This window comes from Limnospira indica PCC 8005 (genome assembly GCF_000973065.1).
GTDB lineage: Bacteria > Cyanobacteriota > Cyanobacteriia > Cyanobacteriales > Microcoleaceae > Limnospira > Limnospira fusiformis.
Genome location: NZ_FO818640.1, coordinates 344,850 through 365,612, shown reverse-complemented (window position 1 = coordinate 365,612; position 20,763 = coordinate 344,850). Strand labels below are relative to the sequence as shown.

General features: G+C 42.5%; 20 protein-coding genes. 11 read left to right on the top strand and 9 right to left on the bottom strand.

What is annotated here, in order from left to right:
• Positions 1 to 10 precede the first annotated feature (10 nt).
• Genes XZ46_RS01605 through XZ46_RS01585 form a run of 5 tightly spaced genes read left to right on the top strand, consistent with a single transcriptional unit; the run spans position 11 to position 6,117 of the window.
• On the top strand, positions 11 to 2,224 hold the full coding sequence (locus XZ46_RS01605; protein ID WP_008056588.1) for an Hsp70 family protein: 2,214 nt from the start codon (positions 11 to 13) through the stop codon (positions 2,222 to 2,224).
• Positions 2,221 to 2,751 (top strand): LysM peptidoglycan-binding domain-containing protein, encoded by a 531-nt coding sequence (locus XZ46_RS01600; RefSeq protein WP_006621941.1) that lies wholly within the window; start codon positions 2,221 to 2,223, stop codon positions 2,749 to 2,751. The genes XZ46_RS01605 and XZ46_RS01600 overlap by 4 nt, the downstream gene beginning before the upstream one ends.
• The gene (locus tag XZ46_RS01595) at positions 2,748 to 5,261 is read left to right on the top strand and encodes a tetratricopeptide repeat protein (RefSeq protein WP_006621942.1); all 2,514 of its coding nucleotides are present in this window, start codon (positions 2,748 to 2,750) and stop codon (positions 5,259 to 5,261) included. The genes XZ46_RS01600 and XZ46_RS01595 overlap by 4 nt, the downstream gene beginning before the upstream one ends.
• A 3-nt stretch (positions 5,262 to 5,264) precedes the next feature.
• Positions 5,265 to 5,636, top strand: a complete 372-nt coding sequence (locus XZ46_RS01590) for a J domain-containing protein (protein ID WP_006621943.1) — start codon at positions 5,265 to 5,267, stop codon at positions 5,634 to 5,636.
• A 4-nt stretch (positions 5,637 to 5,640) separates the two neighbouring features.
• Complete coding sequence (locus tag XZ46_RS01585; RefSeq protein ID WP_006621944.1) at positions 5,641 to 6,117, top strand: nucleotide exchange factor GrpE; 477 nt, start codon at positions 5,641 to 5,643, stop codon at positions 6,115 to 6,117.
• 23 nt (positions 6,118 to 6,140) lie between these two features.
• On the opposite strand, the gene XZ46_RS01580 is transcribed toward XZ46_RS01585, so the two are convergent.
• The 3 genes from XZ46_RS01580 to XZ46_RS01570 all read right to left on the bottom strand — a co-directional run bounded on the left by XZ46_RS01580 (position 6,141) and on the right by XZ46_RS01570 (position 10,553).
• Positions 6,141 to 8,198 (bottom strand): prolyl oligopeptidase family serine peptidase, encoded by a 2,058-nt coding sequence (locus XZ46_RS01580; RefSeq protein ID WP_006668899.1) that lies wholly within the window; start codon positions 8,196 to 8,198, stop codon positions 6,141 to 6,143.
• 131 nt (positions 8,199 to 8,329) lie between these two features.
• A complete protein-coding gene (locus XZ46_RS01575) occupies positions 8,330 to 8,917 on the bottom strand; it encodes a type IV pilin-like G/H family protein (protein WP_228116452.1) in 588 nt (195 codons plus the stop codon).
• 175 nt (positions 8,918 to 9,092) lie between these two features.
• Positions 9,093 to 10,553 carry a RecQ family ATP-dependent DNA helicase gene (locus XZ46_RS01570; protein ID WP_006621948.1) on the bottom strand — a complete coding sequence of 487 codons (1,461 nt, stop codon included), beginning with the start codon at positions 10,551 to 10,553 and terminating at the stop codon, positions 9,093 to 9,095.
• A 192-nt stretch (positions 10,554 to 10,745) separates the two neighbouring features.
• On the opposite strand from XZ46_RS01570, the gene XZ46_RS01565 reads away from it, so the two are divergent.
• Together XZ46_RS01565 and XZ46_RS01560 are read left to right on the top strand one after the other, a co-directional pair.
• Entirely contained in the window at positions 10,746 to 11,588 is an 843-nt protein-coding gene (locus XZ46_RS01565; RefSeq protein WP_006621949.1) for an alpha/beta fold hydrolase, read from the top strand.
• Positions 11,589 to 11,605: 17 nt separating this feature from the next.
• Positions 11,606 to 12,349, top strand: coding sequence for a glycerophosphodiester phosphodiesterase (locus tag XZ46_RS01560; RefSeq protein WP_006621950.1), 744 nt, complete (start codon positions 11,606 to 11,608; stop codon positions 12,347 to 12,349).
• Positions 12,350 to 12,622: 273 nt separating this feature from the next.
• Here the strand turns inward: XZ46_RS01560 and XZ46_RS01555 are convergent, their stop codons facing one another.
• The 6 genes from XZ46_RS01555 to XZ46_RS01530 all read right to left on the bottom strand — a co-directional run bounded on the left by XZ46_RS01555 (position 12,623) and on the right by XZ46_RS01530 (position 16,462).
• Positions 12,623 to 13,078: a type II toxin-antitoxin system VapC family toxin gene (locus XZ46_RS01555; protein WP_008056591.1), complete on the bottom strand. Its 456-nt coding sequence runs from the start codon at positions 13,076 to 13,078 to the stop codon at positions 12,623 to 12,625.
• Positions 13,079 to 13,081: 3 nt separating this feature from the next.
• Positions 13,082 to 13,435 carry a hypothetical protein gene (locus XZ46_RS01550; RefSeq protein ID WP_006621952.1) on the bottom strand — a complete coding sequence of 118 codons (354 nt, stop codon included), beginning with the start codon at positions 13,433 to 13,435 and terminating at the stop codon, positions 13,082 to 13,084.
• A 406-nt stretch (positions 13,436 to 13,841) separates the two neighbouring features.
• Positions 13,842 to 14,297, bottom strand: a complete 456-nt coding sequence (locus tag XZ46_RS01545; RefSeq protein ID WP_008052923.1) for a type II toxin-antitoxin system VapC family toxin — start codon at positions 14,295 to 14,297, stop codon at positions 13,842 to 13,844.
• An 8-nt stretch (positions 14,298 to 14,305) separates the two neighbouring features.
• On the bottom strand, positions 14,306 to 14,626 hold the full coding sequence (locus XZ46_RS01540; protein ID WP_008052924.1) for a hypothetical protein: 321 nt from the start codon (positions 14,624 to 14,626) through the stop codon (positions 14,306 to 14,308).
• 104 nt (positions 14,627 to 14,730) lie between these two features.
• Positions 14,731 to 15,867: an ABC transporter ATP-binding protein gene (locus tag XZ46_RS01535; RefSeq protein ID WP_008056600.1), complete on the bottom strand. Its 1,137-nt coding sequence runs from the start codon at positions 15,865 to 15,867 to the stop codon at positions 14,731 to 14,733.
• Between the two features lie 22 nt (positions 15,868 to 15,889).
• Complete coding sequence (locus tag XZ46_RS01530; protein ID WP_174447131.1) at positions 15,890 to 16,462, bottom strand: HD domain-containing protein; 573 nt, start codon at positions 16,460 to 16,462, stop codon at positions 15,890 to 15,892.
• A gap of 48 nt (positions 16,463 to 16,510) precedes the next feature.
• On the opposite strand from XZ46_RS01530, the gene XZ46_RS01525 reads away from it, so the two are divergent.
• From XZ46_RS01525 to XZ46_RS01510, 4 genes are all read left to right on the top strand, one after another.
• Entirely contained in the window at positions 16,511 to 17,962 is a 1,452-nt protein-coding gene (locus XZ46_RS01525; protein ID WP_008056602.1) for an FAD-dependent thymidylate synthase, read from the top strand.
• A 75-nt stretch (positions 17,963 to 18,037) separates the two neighbouring features.
• Positions 18,038 to 18,472, top strand: a complete 435-nt coding sequence (dut, locus tag XZ46_RS01520) for a dUTP diphosphatase (protein WP_006668904.1) — start codon at positions 18,038 to 18,040, stop codon at positions 18,470 to 18,472.
• A complete protein-coding gene (locus XZ46_RS01515) occupies positions 18,441 to 19,028 on the top strand; it encodes a deoxycytidylate deaminase (RefSeq protein ID WP_008056603.1) in 588 nt (195 codons plus the stop codon). The genes dut and XZ46_RS01515 overlap by 32 nt, the downstream gene beginning before the upstream one ends.
• 76 nt (positions 19,029 to 19,104) lie before the next feature.
• Complete coding sequence (locus XZ46_RS01510; RefSeq protein WP_008056604.1) at positions 19,105 to 20,730, top strand: vWA domain-containing protein; 1,626 nt, start codon at positions 19,105 to 19,107, stop codon at positions 20,728 to 20,730.
• The last annotated feature ends 33 nt before the right edge of the window (positions 20,731 to 20,763 follow it).

The following is a 20,763-nucleotide window of genomic DNA, read 5'->3' as shown; positions in this document are numbered from 1 at the left end:
TAAATTAATCATGGGAAATATAGTTGGGATAGATTTGGGGACTACCAATTCAGTAGCAGCTTTTAAGTGGGCTGAGGTCAATGTAGTGACTGCTGCTGAGAACTCACCGCCCGATCGCAAATTAACCCGGTCAGTGGTGGCGGCGGATCGCAATGGGTTAATCGTGGGTGAACAAGCCTATCGCCAACTGGGCGATGGAGATACCGAAAATGTGATAATTTCCATCAAGCGACTAATCGGAAGAGGCTTTAATGATCCGGTTGTGCAACAACAATTATCTCGCTTCAATTATAAGATTGATAAATCCAGCCAAGGGACGGAAAATAGCCTATCGGTTTGGTTGGGGGGACGGGAATATCTACCGGAAGATATATCGGCGGAAATTCTTAAAAAAGTTGTCAGTAATGCCCAAACTTATCAGGAGCGATCGGGGCAAACTAGCCGCATTACAGAAGCTGTAATTACCGTTCCCGCTTATTTCAATGATAAGCAGCGATACGCCACGGAAATCGCCACGCAAAAAGCCGGATTAAAACTCCGGGAACTTCTCCCAGAACCGACAGCAGCAGCTATTTCCTATGGTTATCGTCCGGACTCAGATGAGGTGAGTACCATCTTAGTTTATGACTTTGGTGGGGGTACTTTGGACTGTTCGATTATTACTTCGGTTGGTAATCAATTTATTGAGTCAGCCAAATCGGGGGATTTGTGGTTAGGTGGGGACGATTTTGATAACTGTATTGTGGAATTTGCCAAACAGGAAATCGCCCGGATTGAAAACCTCGATAATGTCGATCGCTTAATTAAAAAAATGCCGCATTATCAACGAGTGCGGCTGCTGGCGGAATTGAAAATTCAGGCGGAACAGGCGAAAATTAGACTGAGTACCCAAGGTGCAGCGGAAATTATTACCTCGGCACATTTAATTGATGAAATGGGAATGGCAATTCCGATTCAAGTTACCATCAGTCGCCAAGAGTTTGAAAAACGCATCGAACCGTTAATCGATCGCTCAGTAAAAATTGCTCAGGACGCGATTAAATATTCAGATTATCCCCTCGATCAAATTGATGCAATTCTGTTAGTTGGCGGTTCCGCGCAGGTGCCGATCGTGCAACAAAAAATCCGCCAAGCCTTCCCCCAACATCAAGTTGTGGTTCACGATCGCCCCATGTATGCGGTGGCGGAAGGGGCGGCGATCGTGGCGGCGGGACTTACGGAAAAAGTCACGACTGTTTCCCGTGATTATTGCATTGAATTGGTGGATGAGCCGCGATTTGTAATCATTAGTCAGGGCGATATTCTTCCGGTGCAAAAGTTCCATACTTTTAAAACTGAAGCGGACGGACAATCGCTAATTCACTTTAAATTTTTTAGCCCAGATCGCGTCCGCCAGGAACTCGATCGCCGATTTCAAGACGAGCGGATCGGGGATATGTGGTTAGCGCTCGATCGCCCCTATCCAAAAGGTACGGAAATTTTAGTGACGGTGGAACTTGACGAGGAAAATAACTCGCTGCAAATGACGGCGGCTCTCAAAAACAATCCCCAGGTTAAAGTTAGTTGTTCATTCTCGCGGGGGGGAGTTAATGAGGAGATTTCTCGCCAGGTTGAGGAACGAATTAAACAACTGAATGCGGCGGGTAACTTAACGGAAATCGGTGTGAAACGTGCTAATGAAATCGCCGGGGAAGTGGTGCGATCGGCTAACCAAATTTATTATAATGGTCAAGTGCAGCGCGATCGCCTTAACCAAGCTGAAAGCAAACTCAAGGAATTAGAAGAATTTGCTAATGATGAGTTAGATATTGCCAAGATTTTCATAATGCGATTTGAATTAGCGCTGGAAGTGTGCGATCAGCTAATCCATGAAGATCAAAAATATCGGTTGCGGAATTTAGTAGATCAACTGCAACAAGCCTTGAATAGCAAGAATATTGCCAGCTTGCAAAAATTAATAGAAGATAGCAAACGAGAGTTTGATAACCTTCCCGATAGCGTCAAACTGATTGTGGTAATTCGGGAGGAGATCGGCCGCATTCACCATCTTAACCCCAGTCAAGCGGGAGGTATGGAGGTCAAATTTAATCAATTGTTGAACGCATTACAGCAAGGAAATGGCAGCCAAGCTAATAGCCTGCTGCAAGAACTCCAGGCTGAGATTATTCCCTATTTAGATCGGGAATTACCCACAGGAACTATTGCTACAGGATTGACACGATGACGATTAAACTCACCTGTCCGGTGTGCGGTCGCGCCGAAATTGAGGGCAATATTTGCCCCAACTGCGAAACTGATCTCACCCTCATTCGGCAACTGCAAGAACTCCCCCAATTGGCGGTTGAACCTGCGGTTATTGCCGCCCCTAAATCCTCTCAAAATATCCAACAGTTGTTGTTGGTAATGGGCATCATAATTTTACTTTTGGGAATTGCCTTGGGAAGATTTATCAGGGGTGAATCTGATGTGCAAACTGCCTCGGTTTATCCTACAGAAGTTATAGAAACTGCTCGATTTCTTCCCTCCCTGAATAAACCGAAAATCGATAAAAATAGCCCGGCATCCTGTGGGGGATTTTACTACTCGGTTCAACGGGGAGATTCCCTGTCGAGAATTGCGCGCAAGTTTTATGGGGAGGGGTCGCGCTGGCCACAATTAATCGAAACGAACCCGAATTTAAAAGGTAGAGAAAATCAGATCGAAGTTGGGGAAGTGATTTTGATCCAAAACTTACCAGAATACTGCCTATGAATGCAATTATTAATTGGGTTGATGCTCTGACATACGCACTGTTTAAGGTAGAAATTGTTGATTTCTTTAAGAAAGTTTCTGTTACTAAGCAGGACATCAAAACCGCCCACAAACTTGCTGCCAAAAAAAAGCTAATTGAGGCTACTAAAAAGGGGCAATCTACTCTTAGCAAATGGTCAAATTCCCCGGCTTTGGTTGAGCAAAAACTGCGACAGCTATTGATGGGAAATTTGTTAACTGATTTTAAGTCAGAGATTAATTCGTGGAAACAGAAAATCAAATTTGCTAAAAGCATGATCGCTTCGGCTCAGGCTTTAGAAAAATCTGATGCTGGCGATCCGCTGGATACGACAAATTTATCAAAGGCTTTGTCAACATATAAAAAATGTCGAACAATTATTGATATAAGTCTTGTCAATCAGGCGATCGCTCGCTGTGAACACAAAATGATGAAATATAATCAATTTAGGACATTATTTACAGAAGGTCAAAAATATTGCCAAGAAAAAGATTATAAAAAAGGGAAACTGAGTTTTGAGCGAGCGAAAACATTATTTCCCATTCCACTGCTAGAAGAAGCGATCGCCGATTGTTCAGGATATATTCAGGGACAAAATCAGTATGAATTAGCATTAGAAAAAGCGGTAAATTTAGCGAAAAATGGTGAATTTAAGGCCGCCCTAAATGTGATTAATTTAGCCTTAGATAAGTTCGAGCGCGAAGATGGTCAAACATTGCGGGGGACACTAAACCGGGTGATGCAAGGAAAAGACTATTATAGTCAAGGACTTGGGGCGGAAAAGTCGGGAAATTTAGGACAGGCTATATCATTTTACCAAAAATCATATCAGTTACTCCCGGAATTAACAGAAACCCAAATTCGCTTGGCAATTGTTTCCCTAAAAACAGCAAATTGGCAACAGGCGATCGCACATTTGCAGGGACATTCAGGAGAAAAAATTAAATATCTGCGTGGTTTTGCTTACCTCCAACAGGGTGATTTTCAACAGGCTGAAGTGGAATGGCGATCGCTATCCCATCCCCAAGTTAAAAGTCAATTGGAAATTGTCCGCACATTAAGGGGGCGCGATCGCTTAAAATTGATGTTGTCTATTCAACAGTTGGTTGATGATAATAACCTGGACAATGCTGGTGCTATGAGCCGTCAATTTTTACATAGTTACGGCTCAGATACGGTGGTTGAAGCTAATCTCAATAACCATATTTTGCCGCGCCTAGAAGCTAAAATTTGGGAGGGTCAAGATTGGCCAAAAATTGCCCAAATCACGGAACAAGTTTGGCTAAAAAACGGAGATTGTAAATCTCTGCATAATTGGGCGATCGCTACCTATTATAATGCTCAAATTAACAGCCACACCCGCCGGGATTGGGTGGTGGCTGCTACCACGGCTTTAGCGAATTTAGAGCGCGATCCGGCTTGGCAAAATATTCCTTGGCTGCCGAAAATTTCCATTGATATTGAGGAAATTTTTAGTCATTTTCTGGCTACCCTAGAAACGGCGATCGATAGCTTAAAAGACGATAACTTAGCCGAGTATCTGAAACTGCGAGATCAATTTCGTCTGGATGCGATCGCCCTGAAATTAGTTAAAAAGTTCCCCCATCAAGCCGCCCAAATTAATCACCTAATTTTATTGCCGGGATGTTACCATCGCTATCGCCATCAATTTAGCAATATTAAGATTCCTCAAACTGCCAATTCTGCATCAACAGAAACCAATATTTTGCCCGCGCTTTATACCTCCTGGGGTTTGGCTGTGGCGGCGGCATTTGACGGAGATGGAGAACGCGCTATTAAACTTAAACCTTCTCAGAGTTATCAATTTAACTCTTCTCAAAAAAACGAATATTTTGCCCAAAAATTTGTAGCTTACTCCGAGGGAATTCACTATCTGCAAAAACAACGCTGGCGAGAGTCAATCGCGGCTTTAAATGCTCTCAAAAATGAATGGCGATCGCACCCAGAATGGCATCGAGAACTTGAGCGCTTATGTGAGTCTCAGCGTCAGGCGTTAAACAGTTTATCAGACCATCTGGCTTTTAGCGATTTTTGGTATCAACTATTGGGAACTGAAGCCTCCTGTAGCTATTGGGTTGAATCTCGTATTCAAGAAATTTGCGAAAATTTACAGCATCATAAAATTGATAAAAATCGAGCTTTATCTCAGCTTCGAGAACTGCAAAAAACCGATAGTAAAAACCCCCGTTTAATTTATGTCATTGAAACCTTAGAATTTGAGATTGAGGTTAATGAAATTATTGGTTTGATGCCATCTAATTTAAATGATGCGGTACGTCGCGCCAAAAACTGCCATAATCAGAAAGTGAAGCGACATATTGCTGCTATGTTAATAGAAATTTTAATTGCGGGAGTTAATGAAGGTAAAATGAACGGGGAAACTGCCGTACAATTTGCCCGTTGGGCGCATCAAATTTGCCCCAATGACCCCGAATTTGTGGATATTTATCGTCAATGTGGAATTTATTAAATTATGTCAAATCAACTACCCAATCCTAACCCTTATCAGGTTTTAGAGGTTTCTCCTTCGGCATCTAAGGCTGAAATTACCAAGGCTTTTGCGATGGCAATGAAGCGGAAAAAATACTCCCCCGATTTAATTGCTAGGGCGAGAAAAGCCTTGATGGATGACAAAGAACGTTTAATTGCTGATTATTTGCATCCGGTTTTACCACCCATTCAGCGGTTTAAGCGACAGGATTTCTCGGAACTTGAAAAACCGATTCCAGTTTTCGAGATGATTTCCGAATTTGATGATCTATCGTCAGCCATTGGCGCGGAAAAATCCGGCGAGGTGGCTCAACAATTAGGACAAAAAATCTTTATTCAATTTTTGAGTATTTAAGATTATGAATCATGCAAGCAAACTCGAAATTCCTGCCGAACTTCGTGACGAGATTCAACAAAAAATAGGGCAGCTTCTCCAAGAAAAAACTTTAATGCAACAAGCATTAATGGGTAAAGAACAGGAAGAATTTGCCCGGCTAGAAATGCTTTTTTTAGAACTACTAGAGGTTGTGGATTCTCTCGATTTTTTGATGGAATATTTGCACAATAACCCCCAACCCGATCCCAAAGCGATCGCCCGTTTTCCCCAATTAATCGGCAGCATTCATAAAAAATTACTCAATACCCTGGAAAAACGAGAGGTGCTCACTATTGATTTTCAGGGCGAAAAACCGGATTTTGATGTGTGTAAAATTATCGATCGCGAAGTTAATCCCGACCTCGAAAATGAAACGATCACCAAAATTGTCCGGCGAGGATTTCAATATGGCGATCGCCTTTTGCGTCCGGTGGAAGTGATTGTTTCCAAGTCCGAATAATACTGGCTGGTTGAGTGGGAATTTTAATTAATGTCTAAAACTCGCACTAAAAAAGCAAACTGATCAGCAATTTCTTCGATGATTTTAGCCATCGGTTTTCCCGCCCCATGTCCGGCTTTAGTTTCAATCCGAATTAACACAGGGTTGTCGCCACTGTGGGCGGCTTGTAAGGCTGAGATAAACTTAAAACTGTGGGCGGGAACTACGCGATCGTCATGGTCTCCCGTGGTGATTAAAGTAGCAGGATAGGCTGTTCCTGGCTGTAAATTATGCAGGGGAGAATAACGATAAAGAACTTGGAATTCTTCCTCATTTTCAGGGGAACCATATTCAGAAGTCCAAGCCCAGCCAATGGTAAACTTATGGAAGCGTAACATATCCATTACCGCCACTGCTGGTAGTGCCGCCCCAAACAATTCTGGGCGTTGGGTCATACAAGCACCCACTAATAAACCGCCATTACTACCACCAGATATAGCTAGTTTATTTACCTGGGTATAATTGTGGTGAATTAACCATTCAGCCGCTGCTATAAAGTCATCAAAAACATTTTGTTTTTTCAGTTTCATTCCGGCTTGATGCCATTGTTGACCATACTCGCCACCCCCCCGCAGGTTAGCCACAGCATACAGGCCTCCCATTTCCATCCATACTAAACGACTTACCGAAAAATTGGGGGTTAAGGAGATAGAAAAACCACCATATCCATAAAGAATTGTCGGGTTATTGCCGTCCAATTTTAAGCCCTTTTTATGGGTGATAAACATGGGAACCATTGCGCCATCAGGACTGCTATAAAAAACCTGATTGGTCTGGTAATCTTCCGGGTTAAAATCGACAGTTGGCTGTCGATAAAGTTGACTTTCTCCTGTGACTATATTATACTTATAAATGGTGGGAGGAGTCGTGAAACTGGTAAAAGAATAAAAGGTTTCTGTGTCCTCTCGTTTACCATCAAATCCCCCCACTGAACCAATACCCGGCAACTCTACTTCCCGGACTAAGGTTCCATCTAGGTGAAAAATATTCACCTGGGAACGGGCATCTTTGAGGTACAGGGCAACAAACTGATTATTTAGGGTGCTGACTCCTTCCAGGGTTTCTATGGCTTCTGGGATGATTTGATAGCGATTTCCGGTGTTAATATCAATGGCGATAACTCGACCCATTGGGGCATCTAAATCCGTCTTAAACCAAAAGGTTTCTCCTTGGTTATCAATGAAGCTATATTCTGCTTCAAATTCGGATATTAATTCGACTACGGGGCTATCAGGTTTAGTTAAATCGCGATAAAAGACTAGGTTTTTGGGGTCGGTTCCTCGCCATACAGAAATAATCAGATATTGACCATCTTCGGTGACAAATCCATTGAAACCCCATTCTTTTTGATCAGGACGTTCGTAGATTAAAACATCTTCTGATTGAGAGGTTCCTAGGCGATGGTAAAACAGTTTTTGGTAATAGTTAATATCCTCAAATTGAGTTTCTTCGTTTGGTTCATCATAGCGACTATAAAAGAATCCTTGATTGTCATGAGTCCAAGATGCACCGGAAAATTTAATCCACTTGAGATGATCTTCGAGTGGTTTGAGGGTGTTAATATCCATAACTTTCCATTCTTGCCAGTCGGAACCTGATGCGGAAAGACCATAGGCGATTAAATTCCCATCTTCACTAATGGCAATTCCTGATAAGGCAACGGTTCCATCTTCTGACAGTTGGTTTGGGTCTAATAAAACTCTGGGTTCGCCTTCCCATGAGTCCATTACATAGAGAACACTTTGGTTTTGTAAGCCATCATTTTTAAAGTAAAAATAGCGTTGACCTTCTCGAAAAGGGATGCTATATCTTTCATAATTCCATAATTGGGTCAAGCGATCGCTTAATTTTTGGCGGCTGGGAATGGTGGAGAGGTAATCAAATGTTACCTGATTTTGGGCTGTTACCCAAGCCTTGGTTTCGTCAGAGTCCAGATCTTCTAACCACCGATAGGGGTCAGTTACTTGGATGCCATGATATTCGTCTACTTGATCACTTTGGCGGGTATGAGGATAAATCAGGGGTTGATTGAGATCAGACATAACTAATGAATTTTACAACAATATTCTAGTTTAACCTATGATTTCTCTTTTCGGTATAGGTAACTTTTGGACATAACAATATGAGAGATGCTGGGGTAATCATCTACTGTATAATATACTGAGTTGATGGGCTATTGACTAACGGGAATCACCCAAGATTTTTTGAGAGAAGAACCCGCCGGACATTTAATTCTGTTTTCGCCGGTTTCGGGAGGGGCGATCGCATCTGCTCTGGGCGGTTTACGCAACTGATTAGATGAATGATCTACTAGACAAACTCCTCCGAAATTTTGAGTAACATTTTCATCAGTAACTGCCAATAAAGCACTAGCCAAAGAAATGATTAACTCGGAATCATCAGGACATTCAACCACGGGAGAGTTACCCCGTGATAATTGAATCGGCGCTGATAATTTATCCTGACTTTTACACATTCCCGCCACTGTTTGTATGAGGTTATCTCCAGGAATAATAAATACAGCACCAGCAAAATTAGGCAGACGTGAATTGGTAGGTATAGCATCAATTAAAACCAGGTTTTCATTAACATTCATCGCAAAGTTATACCCAGGTCTACCCTCAGATGTTGTGCGATATAAAGCATCTAAATTGTCGGTGAATCGATTGTAATGAAAAAGCTGTTGGCTTTGGTTTTGCAGTAAGTCGGTTAAGACTTCTCTGGCGACTTTTTCATTTTTTCTATCTCGTCTCTCGAGCAATGAGGACCATATCGCAGCTATTATTCCCAAACAACTAATTAGGAAGACCAAGGCAAAAAATGAAAAATAGATGCGCTTAGGATGCCGTTTAATCCAACTTTTAATCATGGCATAAAATTGGGGTAACACTGTCAACTTCAATTATAGCATTAATAGATTGACGATCGCCACTAATTTAAGACCCATGGCGATCGCAGTTGTCACAATGACCACAGCGAAATGATTGTGCTTCTGTCCCCAAGCCAAACGCCTCTAGTATAAATTTCCAGCGACAGTCACGGGTAGCAAAATAGCGAGTCATTTGGCGAATCGCAACTGTGTTAGAATTTTCAGTTAAAGATAGTGATGTATCTTTAATTTGATAATTAAACAAATCAACCCACTCTAATTTTCCCTGAGAATGCAAAAGAGACAAGGCGATCGCACTGTCGGGAAAACGACTGATCACTGTTTCTAAATGGCCTTTTTGGGGAAGTTTTTTAATCAAGGGTTTAGCGGTCATCATTTGTTGGCGAAAATTATCTTGTAAAAACGACAGCCTTTGTCTATCTTCAGGGTACAGCAAGCCCGTCGGTTCACAGAGAATAGTCAAGGCTTCTGCTGGTTTTCCGTCTCGTCCAGCCCTTCCTACTTCTTGGATATATTCTGATAGTAATAGGGGCGGTTGAAACTGAACCACCCACCGGACATTGGGCTTGTTAATTCCCATCCCAAAAGCAGAAGTACACACCACAAATTGCAGCTTGCCTTCTAACCATTGAGATTCAATTTTTCGCCTTTTTTCCGCCGATAGTCCAGCATGATAAGGGGCAGTTTTATAGCCAAATGTCTCCAGCCAGGCTGTCAATTCTTGACTATCTCGACGGGTGCGAACATAAATTAAACCGGTTTGCTTTTGATGTTGTTTCATCAAACTTAGCAAGCATTTTCGCCGTCCCATGGGAGTAAAAACTCGGCGAATTTTAAGGTGTAAATTATCTCGATATGGACTCAGTATAAATTCTTGAGGATCTTGTAACTGTAACACCGTTTTAATAGTGTTTTGGGCAGTGGGGTCAGCGGTAGCGGTAAAGGCAGCGATCGCTATTTTGCTACCTGGTGGTTTATGTTTTAATAAAGTGGGACGCACCGCCCCCAAACGGCGATAATCAGGTCTAAATGTATCCCCCCATTGAACTAAACAGTGAGATTCATCTAAAATCAAACCATTAATAGAAACCTGGGGTTTATTGATTAAATTCCACACAGGTTTACTTAATAAAGTTTCCGGGGATAAATATAGCAATCGTAGGCTGTTGTTTTGCAATTGATGTAAAGTTTGCCGCCGTTGTATGGGGGACATTTGACTATGAATAATACCCGCACTTAAATGGCGATCGTGTAATTCTTTTACCTGATTTTCCATCAAGGCTACCAGCGGCGAAACTATTATGGTTAAGCCATTTTTTAATAACGCTGGCAGTTGAAAACAGATAGATTTACCGCCTCCAGTGGGCAGAACAATCAACGCATCTTGACCCCTGATAATAGCCTCAACAATTTCCTGCTGAGGGGGGCGAAAATCATCATAACCCCAAAAACGTTTTAGGGCGTTTTTTACTTGTTCAGTTGTGTTAGAATCAGAAGGTGGAATCATGGGTTAAATTAGGGGTAAAGCGCGAAAACATAACCAAACTGTTGTCAATTTTAGCTCATCGAAAAATTATCAGTCCCAGATTAGGCAGTCAGCCTAGTTGCCAAAATTGATGATTTCATTTAAGATTACCATTAATCTTGTTCACCAGTAGGGGCAATTCCCAATCCTTAATCAAAATTTGTGATTTCTGCTATGTCACCGACTCGCCAAACCCTAGAATTAAAAACCCTGAAACTTTCCTATTTAGAGTGGAACCCTAACGGTCAACAGCCGTTGTTGCTTCTACATGGACTAGCCGATCATGCCCTAGTTTGGACAAGTTTAGCAGAAGATCTGGGCGATCGCTATCATATCATCGCCCCTGACATGAGAGGTCACGGAGACAGCGACAAACCAGATCACGGTTATACATTCGATGACGCGATCGCCGATCTCGAAGAGTTAATGGATCACCATCACTGGTCAAACGCCCACATTTTAGGTCATTCTTGGACGGGTAAATTACTACCTATTTGGGCAAAAAAACACCCCGAACGTTTCCGCTGTATGATTTTAGTCGATCCTATTTTCATCACTAAAATGCCCGGGCTGCTAAAATTAACCCTTCCCATAGTGTATCGTAAATTAGACTCATTAAAATGTATGGGACCTTTTGAGAGTTTCACCGCCGCCGAAACCCTAGCTAAAGAATTGAGTCAGTTTTCCGGTTGGAGTCCTCAGCAACAGCAAGTTTTTGCCGCCGCCATGGAAGCCAAACCCGATGGAAAATGGGGGAGTAAGTTTAGCATTAGCGCGCGCAATGAAATATTTTTAGAAGTGATGAAAGTTCCGGGATTAACAGAAGCGATCGCCTTACCGACCCTGCTGGTTAAACCGGAAAGGGGAGTTAATCGTATGGAATGGCAATTAAAACCCTATCAAAAGTATCTCACCAATCTAACTATTAAACAAGTGCCGGGAAATCACTGGCCGTTTTTAGTTGCATCAGAATCCTTCAATCAAACCATTTCCGAATTTTTAAATCAGCACAATTAGACCGTGAGGATGTCACCTTGAGCGTAGAAATAATTGCCCATCGAGGATTTTCTAGTATCGCCCCGGAAAATACCTTAACCGCTTTACTCGCCGCCATTTATAATCAGGCAAATTCCATAGAATTTGATGTACAGATTACCGCAGATAGTGTCCCTGTGGTTTTTCATGACAAAAGCCTAAATCGAATTACTGGAACCCCCGGAACTATCCGCGAAAAAACCATTTCCGAACTGAAAGAATTAGACGCTGGGACGTGGTTTGCGGAGTCTTATAGGGGAGAACGTATCCCCACCTTAGAGGAGGCATTAGCTGCCCTAAAATCGATTAAAGGATGGCTGTATTTTGATATTAAACCCCATGCTATATGGTCGGACTTAGAAATCAAAACTCTCCTGGGTCTGATTCAGGAAGCCAATTTGGGCGATCGCACTATTTTAACATCCTTTGACGAAGATTTACTATGGCAATGTCGCCAGTCAGATCCTCAAATAAAACTGGGATATTTTGTAGTGAATGCTTCACAACTACCCCAACAAATTAGCAAAGCAGAAGCCGCCGGTAATGCCATTTTAAGTAGTCAATATCAAGTGATATTAGACCAACCTAGTATAATTCAGGAAACTCGGAATAAAGGAGTTGATATAGTAGTCTGGACTGTAGACAAGATTATAGACTTTGAGAGATTAGTAGATTTAGGAATTGAGCGGATTATAACTAACTGTTTAATCGGTGATAATGTCATCAAAAATATCACTTATTAGTTAGGTTTACTATGTCGATAATCTGTCCTGGCTACGCCTACTTATTCCAGCAGATATAAGCCAAGTTGGGTGATGGTTATTTTTAGTAAGTAACCTAACAAAACTAGGTCATCGGGTAGCTTCTTACTTAGTCATTCCCTCATCATCATTGGGGCAGTTTTTGAGGTCAATATGCTGGTCATAATCCCCTATTTACAGCGTCTGATTTCAGCCACCTAATGGTCGATTTGACTAGGTTAAGCCGACCACATAGAGCAGGCGATCGCCTCAAGTTTAGTTAGTTGGTCTGTACCAACTTTCCACAGTCAAATCCCGCACCGTTTGGATTCGTTGAAAGTCACTATCTGCTGAAACTAAAATCAGATTGTGTTGCCATGCAATTGAAGCAATCCATAGGTCATTATCATCAAAACCAATATCTCTAATTTTAGTTTTTCGTCTTTGGCTTTTTTCTTTCGGAGCAAACTGATCGAACAACGCTGCTTTAATTTGCCCATAAATAACCGCTGTCGTTTCATCAGTCAGATAAATCCGCAAGTATTGTAGAAAATCATTGACATTAGCTAAGTTTTGTGTCTTTTGTGCCGACTTTTCAGCCATCAAAATAAGTTCCCCCTGAACTATCACACAAGTAGCCAAGTTTTCTGTACCGATCGCCAGCGCTTTTTCCCATACGGTCGCTTCTTTTTTGATTAGATAACTACAATGATTCGTGTCTAGTAAATACATACTTTAAAATGGCTGATGGTTGGATAAATTGACCTGGCTACGGCTATCTAAAACCAGTCGCAGACATTCTTCAAAATCATCTCCTACCCATTCTCCTTGGTAATCTACTAGAGATTTTCCGGACGCTTGACGATAAGGTAATTGAGACAGTTTGTTAGATGTTTCTGATGCGTCCTTTGTCGTTTTTGCCGTTGATGAATCCGAGGCGCGAGACCTCATAAATAGTAGAAATTCTAAAGCGATCGCTAAAATTTCATCGGGGGTTTGCTCAATTTCTTGATGGAATTGTTCTTGAATCGAAACCTGATTAGCTTCCCGATTCGATTCAGGATTGTTGAGAATTTTATGAGTATCCATAAAAAATTACTCCGTGGGGTTGATAGTGGTTGATATTTAACCATTATAGCAACGACAATTGGAGGTCGATCACCTCTGGTCTGCGAGCCACCGATATAGTTTAAATCTAGGGTGACTGGAATGCGATCGCCATGACGCACACACAGGGGGAAGCCATGAATTACTTATTCCAGCAGATATAAGCCAAGTTGGGTGATGGTTATTTTTAGTAAGTCACCTAACAAAACTAGGTCATCGGGTAGCTTATTACTTAGTCATTCCCTCATCATCATTGGGGCAGTTTTTGATGTCAATATGCTGGTCATAATCCCCTATAATCCCCTATTTACAGCGTCTTATTTCAGCCACCTAATGGTCGATTTTAGTAGGTTAAGCCGACCACATAGAGCAGGCGATCGCCTCAAGTTTAGTTAGTTGGTCTGTACCAACTTTCCACAGTCAAATCCCGCACCGTTTGGATTCGTTGAAAGTCACTATCTGCTGAAACTAAAATCAGATTGTGTTGCCATGCAATTGAAGCAATCCATAAGTCGTGTTGACTGACTCCAATATCAATCAGTCGAGTTTTACGGCGTTTATTTTTCTCTTTTGGTCCAAAATTGTTCATCAAATCTGCTTGAAATGAGCCATAAATTTCGGCAGTCTTTGAATCAATTTCGTAAATCAAAATATTTTGCAAAAACTCGATTACCCGATTCAGATTATTGTCTCGCTGTCGAGAATTCTCCGCCATATAAATTAACTCGGCTTGTACAATCACACAAGTACAAATTTGGGACTGATAAAGTTCTGCTAACCTAGCCATAATATCCGGTTGATGATTCATGGCTAAACTACAGTGATTGGTATCTAATAAATACATATAATCTGTTAGTCTGCTTTCAATGCTTGAGTATCTGTGTCATCAGTGGAAATATATAATTGACCACGAGATGTATGGACTAACTCTAAACATTCCTCCAAGTCATCTCCTTCCCATTGACCAATTTTTTCCAGAGTTTTAAGGATTGATGCTGCTGTCGATCGCGATGAATCCGAGGCGCGAGACCTCATAAATAGTAGAAATTCTAAAGCGATCGCTAAAATTTCATCGGGGGTTTGTTCAATTTCTTGATGGAATTGTTCTTGAATCGAAACCTGATTATCTTCCCGATTCGATTCAGGATTGTTGAGAATTTTCTGAGTATCCATAAAAAATTCCTCCGTGGGGTTGATAGTGGTTGATATTTAACCATTATAGCAACGACAATTGGAGGTCGATCGCCTCTGGTCTGCGAGCCACCGATGATGATTGATTATAAAACTTTCCCTGTAGCCGGGTCAAAAATCATTAAATAGTTTAAATCTAGGGTGACTGGAATGCGATCGCCAGGACGCACACGCACACTGGGGGAAGCCATCAATTGTAATATGTTTCCCTGTACAGTTTTCGGGTCATTTGATGGCCAGGTAGCCCTCACTAAAGTTTCCCGTCCTAGGGGTTCAACCACACTAACTTCTAATTCCAGAGGGACTTTATCCAAAGCCCAAACATCTTTTTCAACCGGATCAGTCTCCGACTCGCTGAGGTTTAATTGTAAATGTTCCGGTCTAATTCCTAACTCAAATCTCTGTCCTTCCTGGGGGTGTATTTTCTCCCGAATAACCATCGGACAAGCCACCGATTGACTACCCACCCAAAATAAACTATTACCATAGGTAGCCGGGATAATATTCATGGGAGGATTACCCAAAAAAGTGGCAACCATCCTATTAGCAGGCTTACTGTAAACCTGTTGAGGAGTCCCGACCTGTTGGATACGACCTTGTTCTAAAATCACAATCCGATCGGCTAAGGTCATAGCCTCAACCTGATCATGAGTCACATAAATTGTGGTAATTCCTAGGCGCTGGTGAAGTTGCTTCAGTTCCGCGCGTGTATCGTCTCGTAATTGTGCGTCTAAATTAGATAGAGGTTCATCTAAAAGGAACACATCAGGTTCCCTGGCGATCGCCCTACCTAAAGCCACCCGTTGCTGTTGACCCCCCGACAATTGTTTAGGTTTGCGGCTTAACAGATGTTCAATAGATAGCGATCGCGCTACTTCCTGAATCCGTTGTTCTATCTTAGCGCTATCAGTCCCCCGCATTTTTAAACCAAAAGCCAGGTTTTCTGCGACCGTCAAATGCGGATAGAGGGCGTAATTCTGAAATACCATAGCCACATTGCGATCGCGTGCCATAATGTCATTAACTAAGCGATCGCCTATATAAATATCGCCACTGGTAGCTTTTTCTAAACCCGCAATTGTCCGCAAAATCGTTGATTTACCGCAGCCCGAAGGTCCTACCAACACCCAAAACTGACCATCAGGAATATTTAGGCTAATCCCCTCAATCGCCGTAGCGCTATCATAACTACGGGTAATATTTTCCAAACGAACAGTTGCCATTAGCTTTCCAGTAAATTAGGGTTTAATTTGCTTTAACTAGCCGTTCAAGTTCTGAAACCACCCGATCTAATTCATCTACCAAGGGCGTTAGTCCCCCAGCACGAAAAGCAGTTATTAATGATCGATAATACCACAGCGTACCGTCCCGCTTGCCACTAAAGCGATCCCATAATTGCTCTCCAATTTCTCGATAATCTTTTAAAATCGAACGGGCGTTGTGAAGTTTGTCGCAAGCAGACACTAACTGCACAGAAGCCGAAGCCGTGGGAATATGTGCAATATAAGCCTGTTTACGTTCCCGCCAAGGTGGTAATGGGGTCTGATGGTTATCTGTACAGCCTTTCACAATTTCCGTGACCCGATCGCCAAATTTACGCCGGATTTCTTTTTCCGTCTTCACTCCCCCTTGGTCTTCGATCGCATCATGAAGTAAGGCGGCGATCGCTTCATCCTCATCGGCCCCATATTCTAGGGCCAAACTCGCCACCCCCAACAAATGCGCCACATAAGGAACCCCAGACCCCTTGCGAACCTGATTAGCGTGTAATTCCGTCGCGTAGGTCACAGCCTGGGTAAATCGTTTTGATAACTGCATAGTTGCCATTCTAGGGTTTAATAGATAGAGGCGTTTTTTTTAATCATAATGGATCGGTTCCGAGTTGAAGTCATCGCTAAAACCCACAACCCGCAACAGGTAATTTATGCAGCGATGCACCAGGACTATACAGACAAGTTTGTTTTTGATGGTAGAAGCCATTGGCCGTCAGAATTGGAAGCGGGGGAGATAATTGTTAAGCGTCTACTAGCAGGGGAGCGTGGACACTACGGCCCCTTAGAACATCCTAGCATCACATTTAACTGTGGCTATTTTCCCCATAGTGTGATGCAGCAAGCACGTACTCATCGCGTGGGAATTTCCTTCGATGTCCAATGTTTAGATGGTGATACAGAAGTCACCTTTATTCAAGCCAGTGGCAGTTTGAGAAAAATCAAAATTGCCGATTTATATGATGTTTGGGAAAATGGAGAAAAAGCGATTCGGACTCGCCAAATTATCGGTCGCAACGGCGAACCCCCGGGAGAATACCGCCGCCATGGCAAGAAACGGATTCAGAAAATGTCCCTGCGGGTTCTGAATGAGGAAACCGGAACTTTCCAAATCGGTCATGTCAATAATGTGATGTGTAGTGGTTTGCAACCCGTCTATCGGCTGACCCTTGCGGATGGAAAAACCCTAAATTGTACCATCAATCACCGTCTCTTAACCAGTGCAGGTTGGCAGACCATGGGCGATGCTTTGGGTTTGATAGTTGACGAAAATCACGAAGTTTTGGCGACCACCCAAAATTGTCAGTTGATGTGTAATGGAGTTTGGACAAATGATGCTATTTATACCCATAAAAATTGCTGTGATGACCAGATTAATCAAGGTTTGAATCTTCGGGAAAATCCTCGGCTGGGGGAAGTTGCACAATTGAATCAGCCCAATCAAAATCTGCAATTGGCTAAGTTTTACCAACCCAGAGGAGAAGTTAAAAGTTTAAAAGCACATCCGGTCAAAGTCACTCAAATCGAATATATTGGAAAACAAATGACTTATGATCTGGAGGTTGACGGACCCTGGCATAATTTCGTGGCTAATGGGATTGTGGTTCACAATTCTTATCGGTATACGGGAAATCAGATCCTTGAACTTGCCGAAAACAAAAAAGACTTGGAAGATATCTTTTATTTGCGTCCAGTAGGAGACTACACAGACCGCCAAGGAAAAAAATACTATTATTCCCCCCAACAGCGACAAGCTGATTTGGACTGGTGTTTAGAAGCAGCTAAACGCTATAAAGCCGATTTAGATAATGGTTTGTCAGAAGAACACGCTAGGGGTAAAATTCCCTTTGACTACCGACAGCATTTTGTCGTGAGTTTCAATCTGCGATCGCTTCTACATTTTCTGGATTTACGCTATAAAAAAGACGCTCAACTAGAAATCCAAAAACTCTGTGATTTGATGTGGCCCCATCTACAAGAATGGACTCCAGCCATTGCCCAATGGTATCAAAAAAATCGCCTCGGTAAAAGCCGACTCGCTCCCTAAGTTATCCGGTCAAGTAAACTGGTCAACAATCAGCCCCAATACTTAGGGGTTAAACTCTTGGAAAATATAGCTATCATGAAACTCGAAGTTCAGCAACTAAAACCATCAGCCATTTTGCCCAAATATGCCCATGAAGATGATGCCGGGCTGGATTTATTCTCAGTGGAAAATATAGAAATCCCCCCTGGTAAAAGTCATTTAGTCCGCACCGGAATTGCGATCGCCCTTCCCCCCAACACCGAAGCCCAGGTTCGTCCTCGCAGCGGTTTAGCCCTCAAACACCAAATCACAGTCTTAAATAGTCCCGGAACCATTGACGGCGGATATCGGGGAGAAATTGGCGTGATCTTGATTAATCATGGCACCACCTCATTTAAAGTAGAAATAGGCATGAAAATCGCCCAGATGGTCATCTCGCCAATTGTACGGGTCGAAGTTGAAGCCGTAGAACAACTCAATTCAACCTTTAGGGGTTATAATGGATTTGGATCGACAGGTTTCGGGGTTTAATGTTATGGAAGATATCGCGCCCAATTACCAACCCCCCATCAGACCTACCTGGGATGAGTATTTTTTGATGTTTGCTAAACTAGCAGCCACCCGATCAACCTGTTTGGCTTTCCCAGTGGGGGCGGTAATTGTCAAAGATAGGCAAATTCTCGCAACCGGTTATAATGGTTCCCCCTCCGGTTCGGTTCACTGTACTACCCAGGGTTTCTGTTATCCTGGACTTAGTAGTTGTGATGCTAGTCAAACCCTACCTTCGCGGGCGGTTCATGCTGAAGCTAATGCGATCGCTCAAGCCGCCAAACATGGTATTTGCTGCGCTGGTGCCAGTATTTATGTCACCTTAGAACCCTGTATTTATTGCCTGAAATTGATTATTTCTACAGGGATTAAGGAAGTCTACTATGAGAAGGTTTTTAATAGTGGGGAAAAAGCTATGCTGCGGGATATGTTCGTTCAGGAAGGTTTAGTCAGCATTAAACAAATCTATCTATCTGAGGAAATCGCTCAACAAGGAGCCATGTTTCTCCTAAATCCTACTTCTGTACCTCGTCCTTGACTGGTGATGATTCCCCAGATAATGCTGGTTTAAGCCTGATTATCAACCTCTAATAATTAGTGAGGATGACAGCAAAATGATTACTCGCAAATCTTCACCTTGGCTAGTCGGAATTAGCTTGATACCAGTATTGCTAATTACCTCCTGTGATGATGCCTATAATAGATCCTTACAGTCTCCTCCACGGGAGTTAGCTACCCCTCCCGTAGGGGAAACCCATTTAGATGCAGGCTTAACACCAGCCACACCGTCACCAATACCGCTGGAATTGGATGCCGAAATTCCCAACACAGAAACCTATGATTTAATTGCCGAAAATAACTTTCAATTAGTAGCAGCTAATCCCCTGTCTACCTTCTCGATTGATGTTGATACAGCATCCTATAGTAATATACGCCGCTTTATTAACCAGCGTCAACGTCCGCCCATTGATGCAGTCCGAATTGAGGAATTGATTAATTATTTTTCCTACGATTATCCTCAACCCCAAGGCGAAGAACCCTTTTCAGTTACCACAGAAGTATCCTCAGCCCCTTGGAACCCGCAACATCAATTAGTTCATATTGGGTTACAGGGTAAAACTTTAGCGATCGAGGAATTACCCCCTAGTAATTTGGTATTTTTATTGGATGTATCTGGTTCCATGAATCAGCCCAATAGACTACCCCTATTGAAGGAAGGATTTAAGTTATTAGTTGACCAACTCACCGAACAGGATACGGTGGCGATCGCTGTTTATGCGGGGGCGGCTGGTGTGGTTTTACCTCCTACCCCTGGTAATGAAAAACAGAAAATTATCGCCGCCATAGATGGCTTACAAGCCCAAGGTTCAACCGCTGGCGGTGAAGGTATTAAATTAGCCTATGAGTTAGCTACCAGGATGCTAAGTGAAGCCAAAAATAATCGGGTAATTCTGGCTACTGATGGCGATTTTAATGTGGGTGTATCCAGTGATGCGGAATTGGTGCGGCTGATTGAATCTTATCGCGATCGCGGTATTTATTTAACCGTGTTAGGCTTCGGTATGGGGAATTATAAAGACTCCAAAATGGAGAAACTATCGAATCATGGCAATGGTAACTATGCCTATATAGACAACCTAATGGAAGCCAAAAAAGTGATGTCTACCGAATTAACAGGAACCCTATTTACCATTGCTAAAGATGTGAAAATTCAAGTAGAGTTTAACCCCACCCAAGTTCAAGCATATCGGTTAATTGGCTATGAAAATCGCCGCCTGGAAAATCAGGACTTTCATGATGATACCAAAGATGCGGGAGAAATTGGGGCGGGACATTCCGTAACAGCCCTTTATGAAATTATCCCCGTTGGTGTAGAATCAGATGTAAATTTACCGGCGGTGGATCAGTTAACTTATCAGCAAAATGTCGTCAGTTCAGAAGCCTATAATAGCAATGAATTAATGAGGTTGAAAATCCGTTATAAACCCCCAACGGACACAGAATCACGGTTACTTGAACAGCCCATAATTAACCGTAGTCTTCCCCTGAATCAAACCTCGGATAACTTCCGATTTGCGGCGGCTGTGGCTGAGTTTGGGATGCTGTTAAGAAACTCCCCCTATCGCGGAAATTCCAGTTTTCCACAAGTCTTACAATTAGCAGAATCATCCAAAGGTGTTGATTTACACGGCTATCGATCCGAATTTATCCAGTTAGTAAAAAGGACTCCCCAACGTTAACCTCGCAGCAGTTTAGGCGATTGTCAATTAAAA

Bases quoted from the DNA above. Each gene is read 5' to 3' on its own strand.
- XZ46_RS01530 (WP_174447131.1), bottom strand. From the start codon at position 16,462: ATGCAGTTATCAAAACGATTTACCCAGGCTGTGACCTACGCGACGGAA.
- XZ46_RS01535 (WP_008056600.1), bottom strand. From the start codon at position 15,867: ATGGCAACTGTTCGTTTGGAAAATATTACCCGTAGTTATGATAGCGCT.
- XZ46_RS01525 (WP_008056602.1), top strand. From the start codon at position 16,511: ATGGATCGGTTCCGAGTTGAAGTCATCGCTAAAACCCACAACCCGCAA.
- XZ46_RS01555 (WP_008056591.1), bottom strand. From the start codon at position 13,078: ATGTATTTACTAGACACGAATCATTGTAGTTATCTAATCAAAAAAGAA.
- dut (WP_006668904.1), top strand. From the start codon at position 18,038: ATGAAACTCGAAGTTCAGCAACTAAAACCATCAGCCATTTTGCCCAAA.
- XZ46_RS01540 (WP_008052924.1), bottom strand. From the start codon at position 14,626: ATGGATACTCAGAAAATTCTCAACAATCCTGAATCGAATCGGGAAGAT.
- XZ46_RS01545 (WP_008052923.1), bottom strand. From the start codon at position 14,297: ATGTATTTATTAGATACCAATCACTGTAGTTTAGCCATGAATCATCAA.
- XZ46_RS01550 (WP_006621952.1), bottom strand. From the start codon at position 13,435: ATGGATACTCATAAAATTCTCAACAATCCTGAATCGAATCGGGAAGCT.
- XZ46_RS01515 (WP_008056603.1), top strand. From the start codon at position 18,441: ATGGATTTGGATCGACAGGTTTCGGGGTTTAATGTTATGGAAGATATC.
- XZ46_RS01590 (WP_006621943.1), top strand. From the start codon at position 5,265: ATGTCAAATCAACTACCCAATCCTAACCCTTATCAGGTTTTAGAGGTT.
- XZ46_RS01565 (WP_006621949.1), top strand. From the start codon at position 10,746: ATGTCACCGACTCGCCAAACCCTAGAATTAAAAACCCTGAAACTTTCC.
- XZ46_RS01595 (WP_006621942.1), top strand. From the start codon at position 2,748: ATGAATGCAATTATTAATTGGGTTGATGCTCTGACATACGCACTGTTT.
- XZ46_RS01605 (WP_008056588.1), top strand. From the start codon at position 11: ATGGGAAATATAGTTGGGATAGATTTGGGGACTACCAATTCAGTAGCA.
- XZ46_RS01570 (WP_006621948.1), bottom strand. From the start codon at position 10,553: ATGATTCCACCTTCTGATTCTAACACAACTGAACAAGTAAAAAACGCC.
- XZ46_RS01600 (WP_006621941.1), top strand. From the start codon at position 2,221: ATGACGATTAAACTCACCTGTCCGGTGTGCGGTCGCGCCGAAATTGAG.
- XZ46_RS01580 (WP_006668899.1), bottom strand. From the start codon at position 8,198: ATGTCTGATCTCAATCAACCCCTGATTTATCCTCATACCCGCCAAAGT.
- XZ46_RS01585 (WP_006621944.1), top strand. From the start codon at position 5,641: ATGAATCATGCAAGCAAACTCGAAATTCCTGCCGAACTTCGTGACGAG.
- XZ46_RS01510 (WP_008056604.1), top strand. From the start codon at position 19,105: ATGATTACTCGCAAATCTTCACCTTGGCTAGTCGGAATTAGCTTGATA.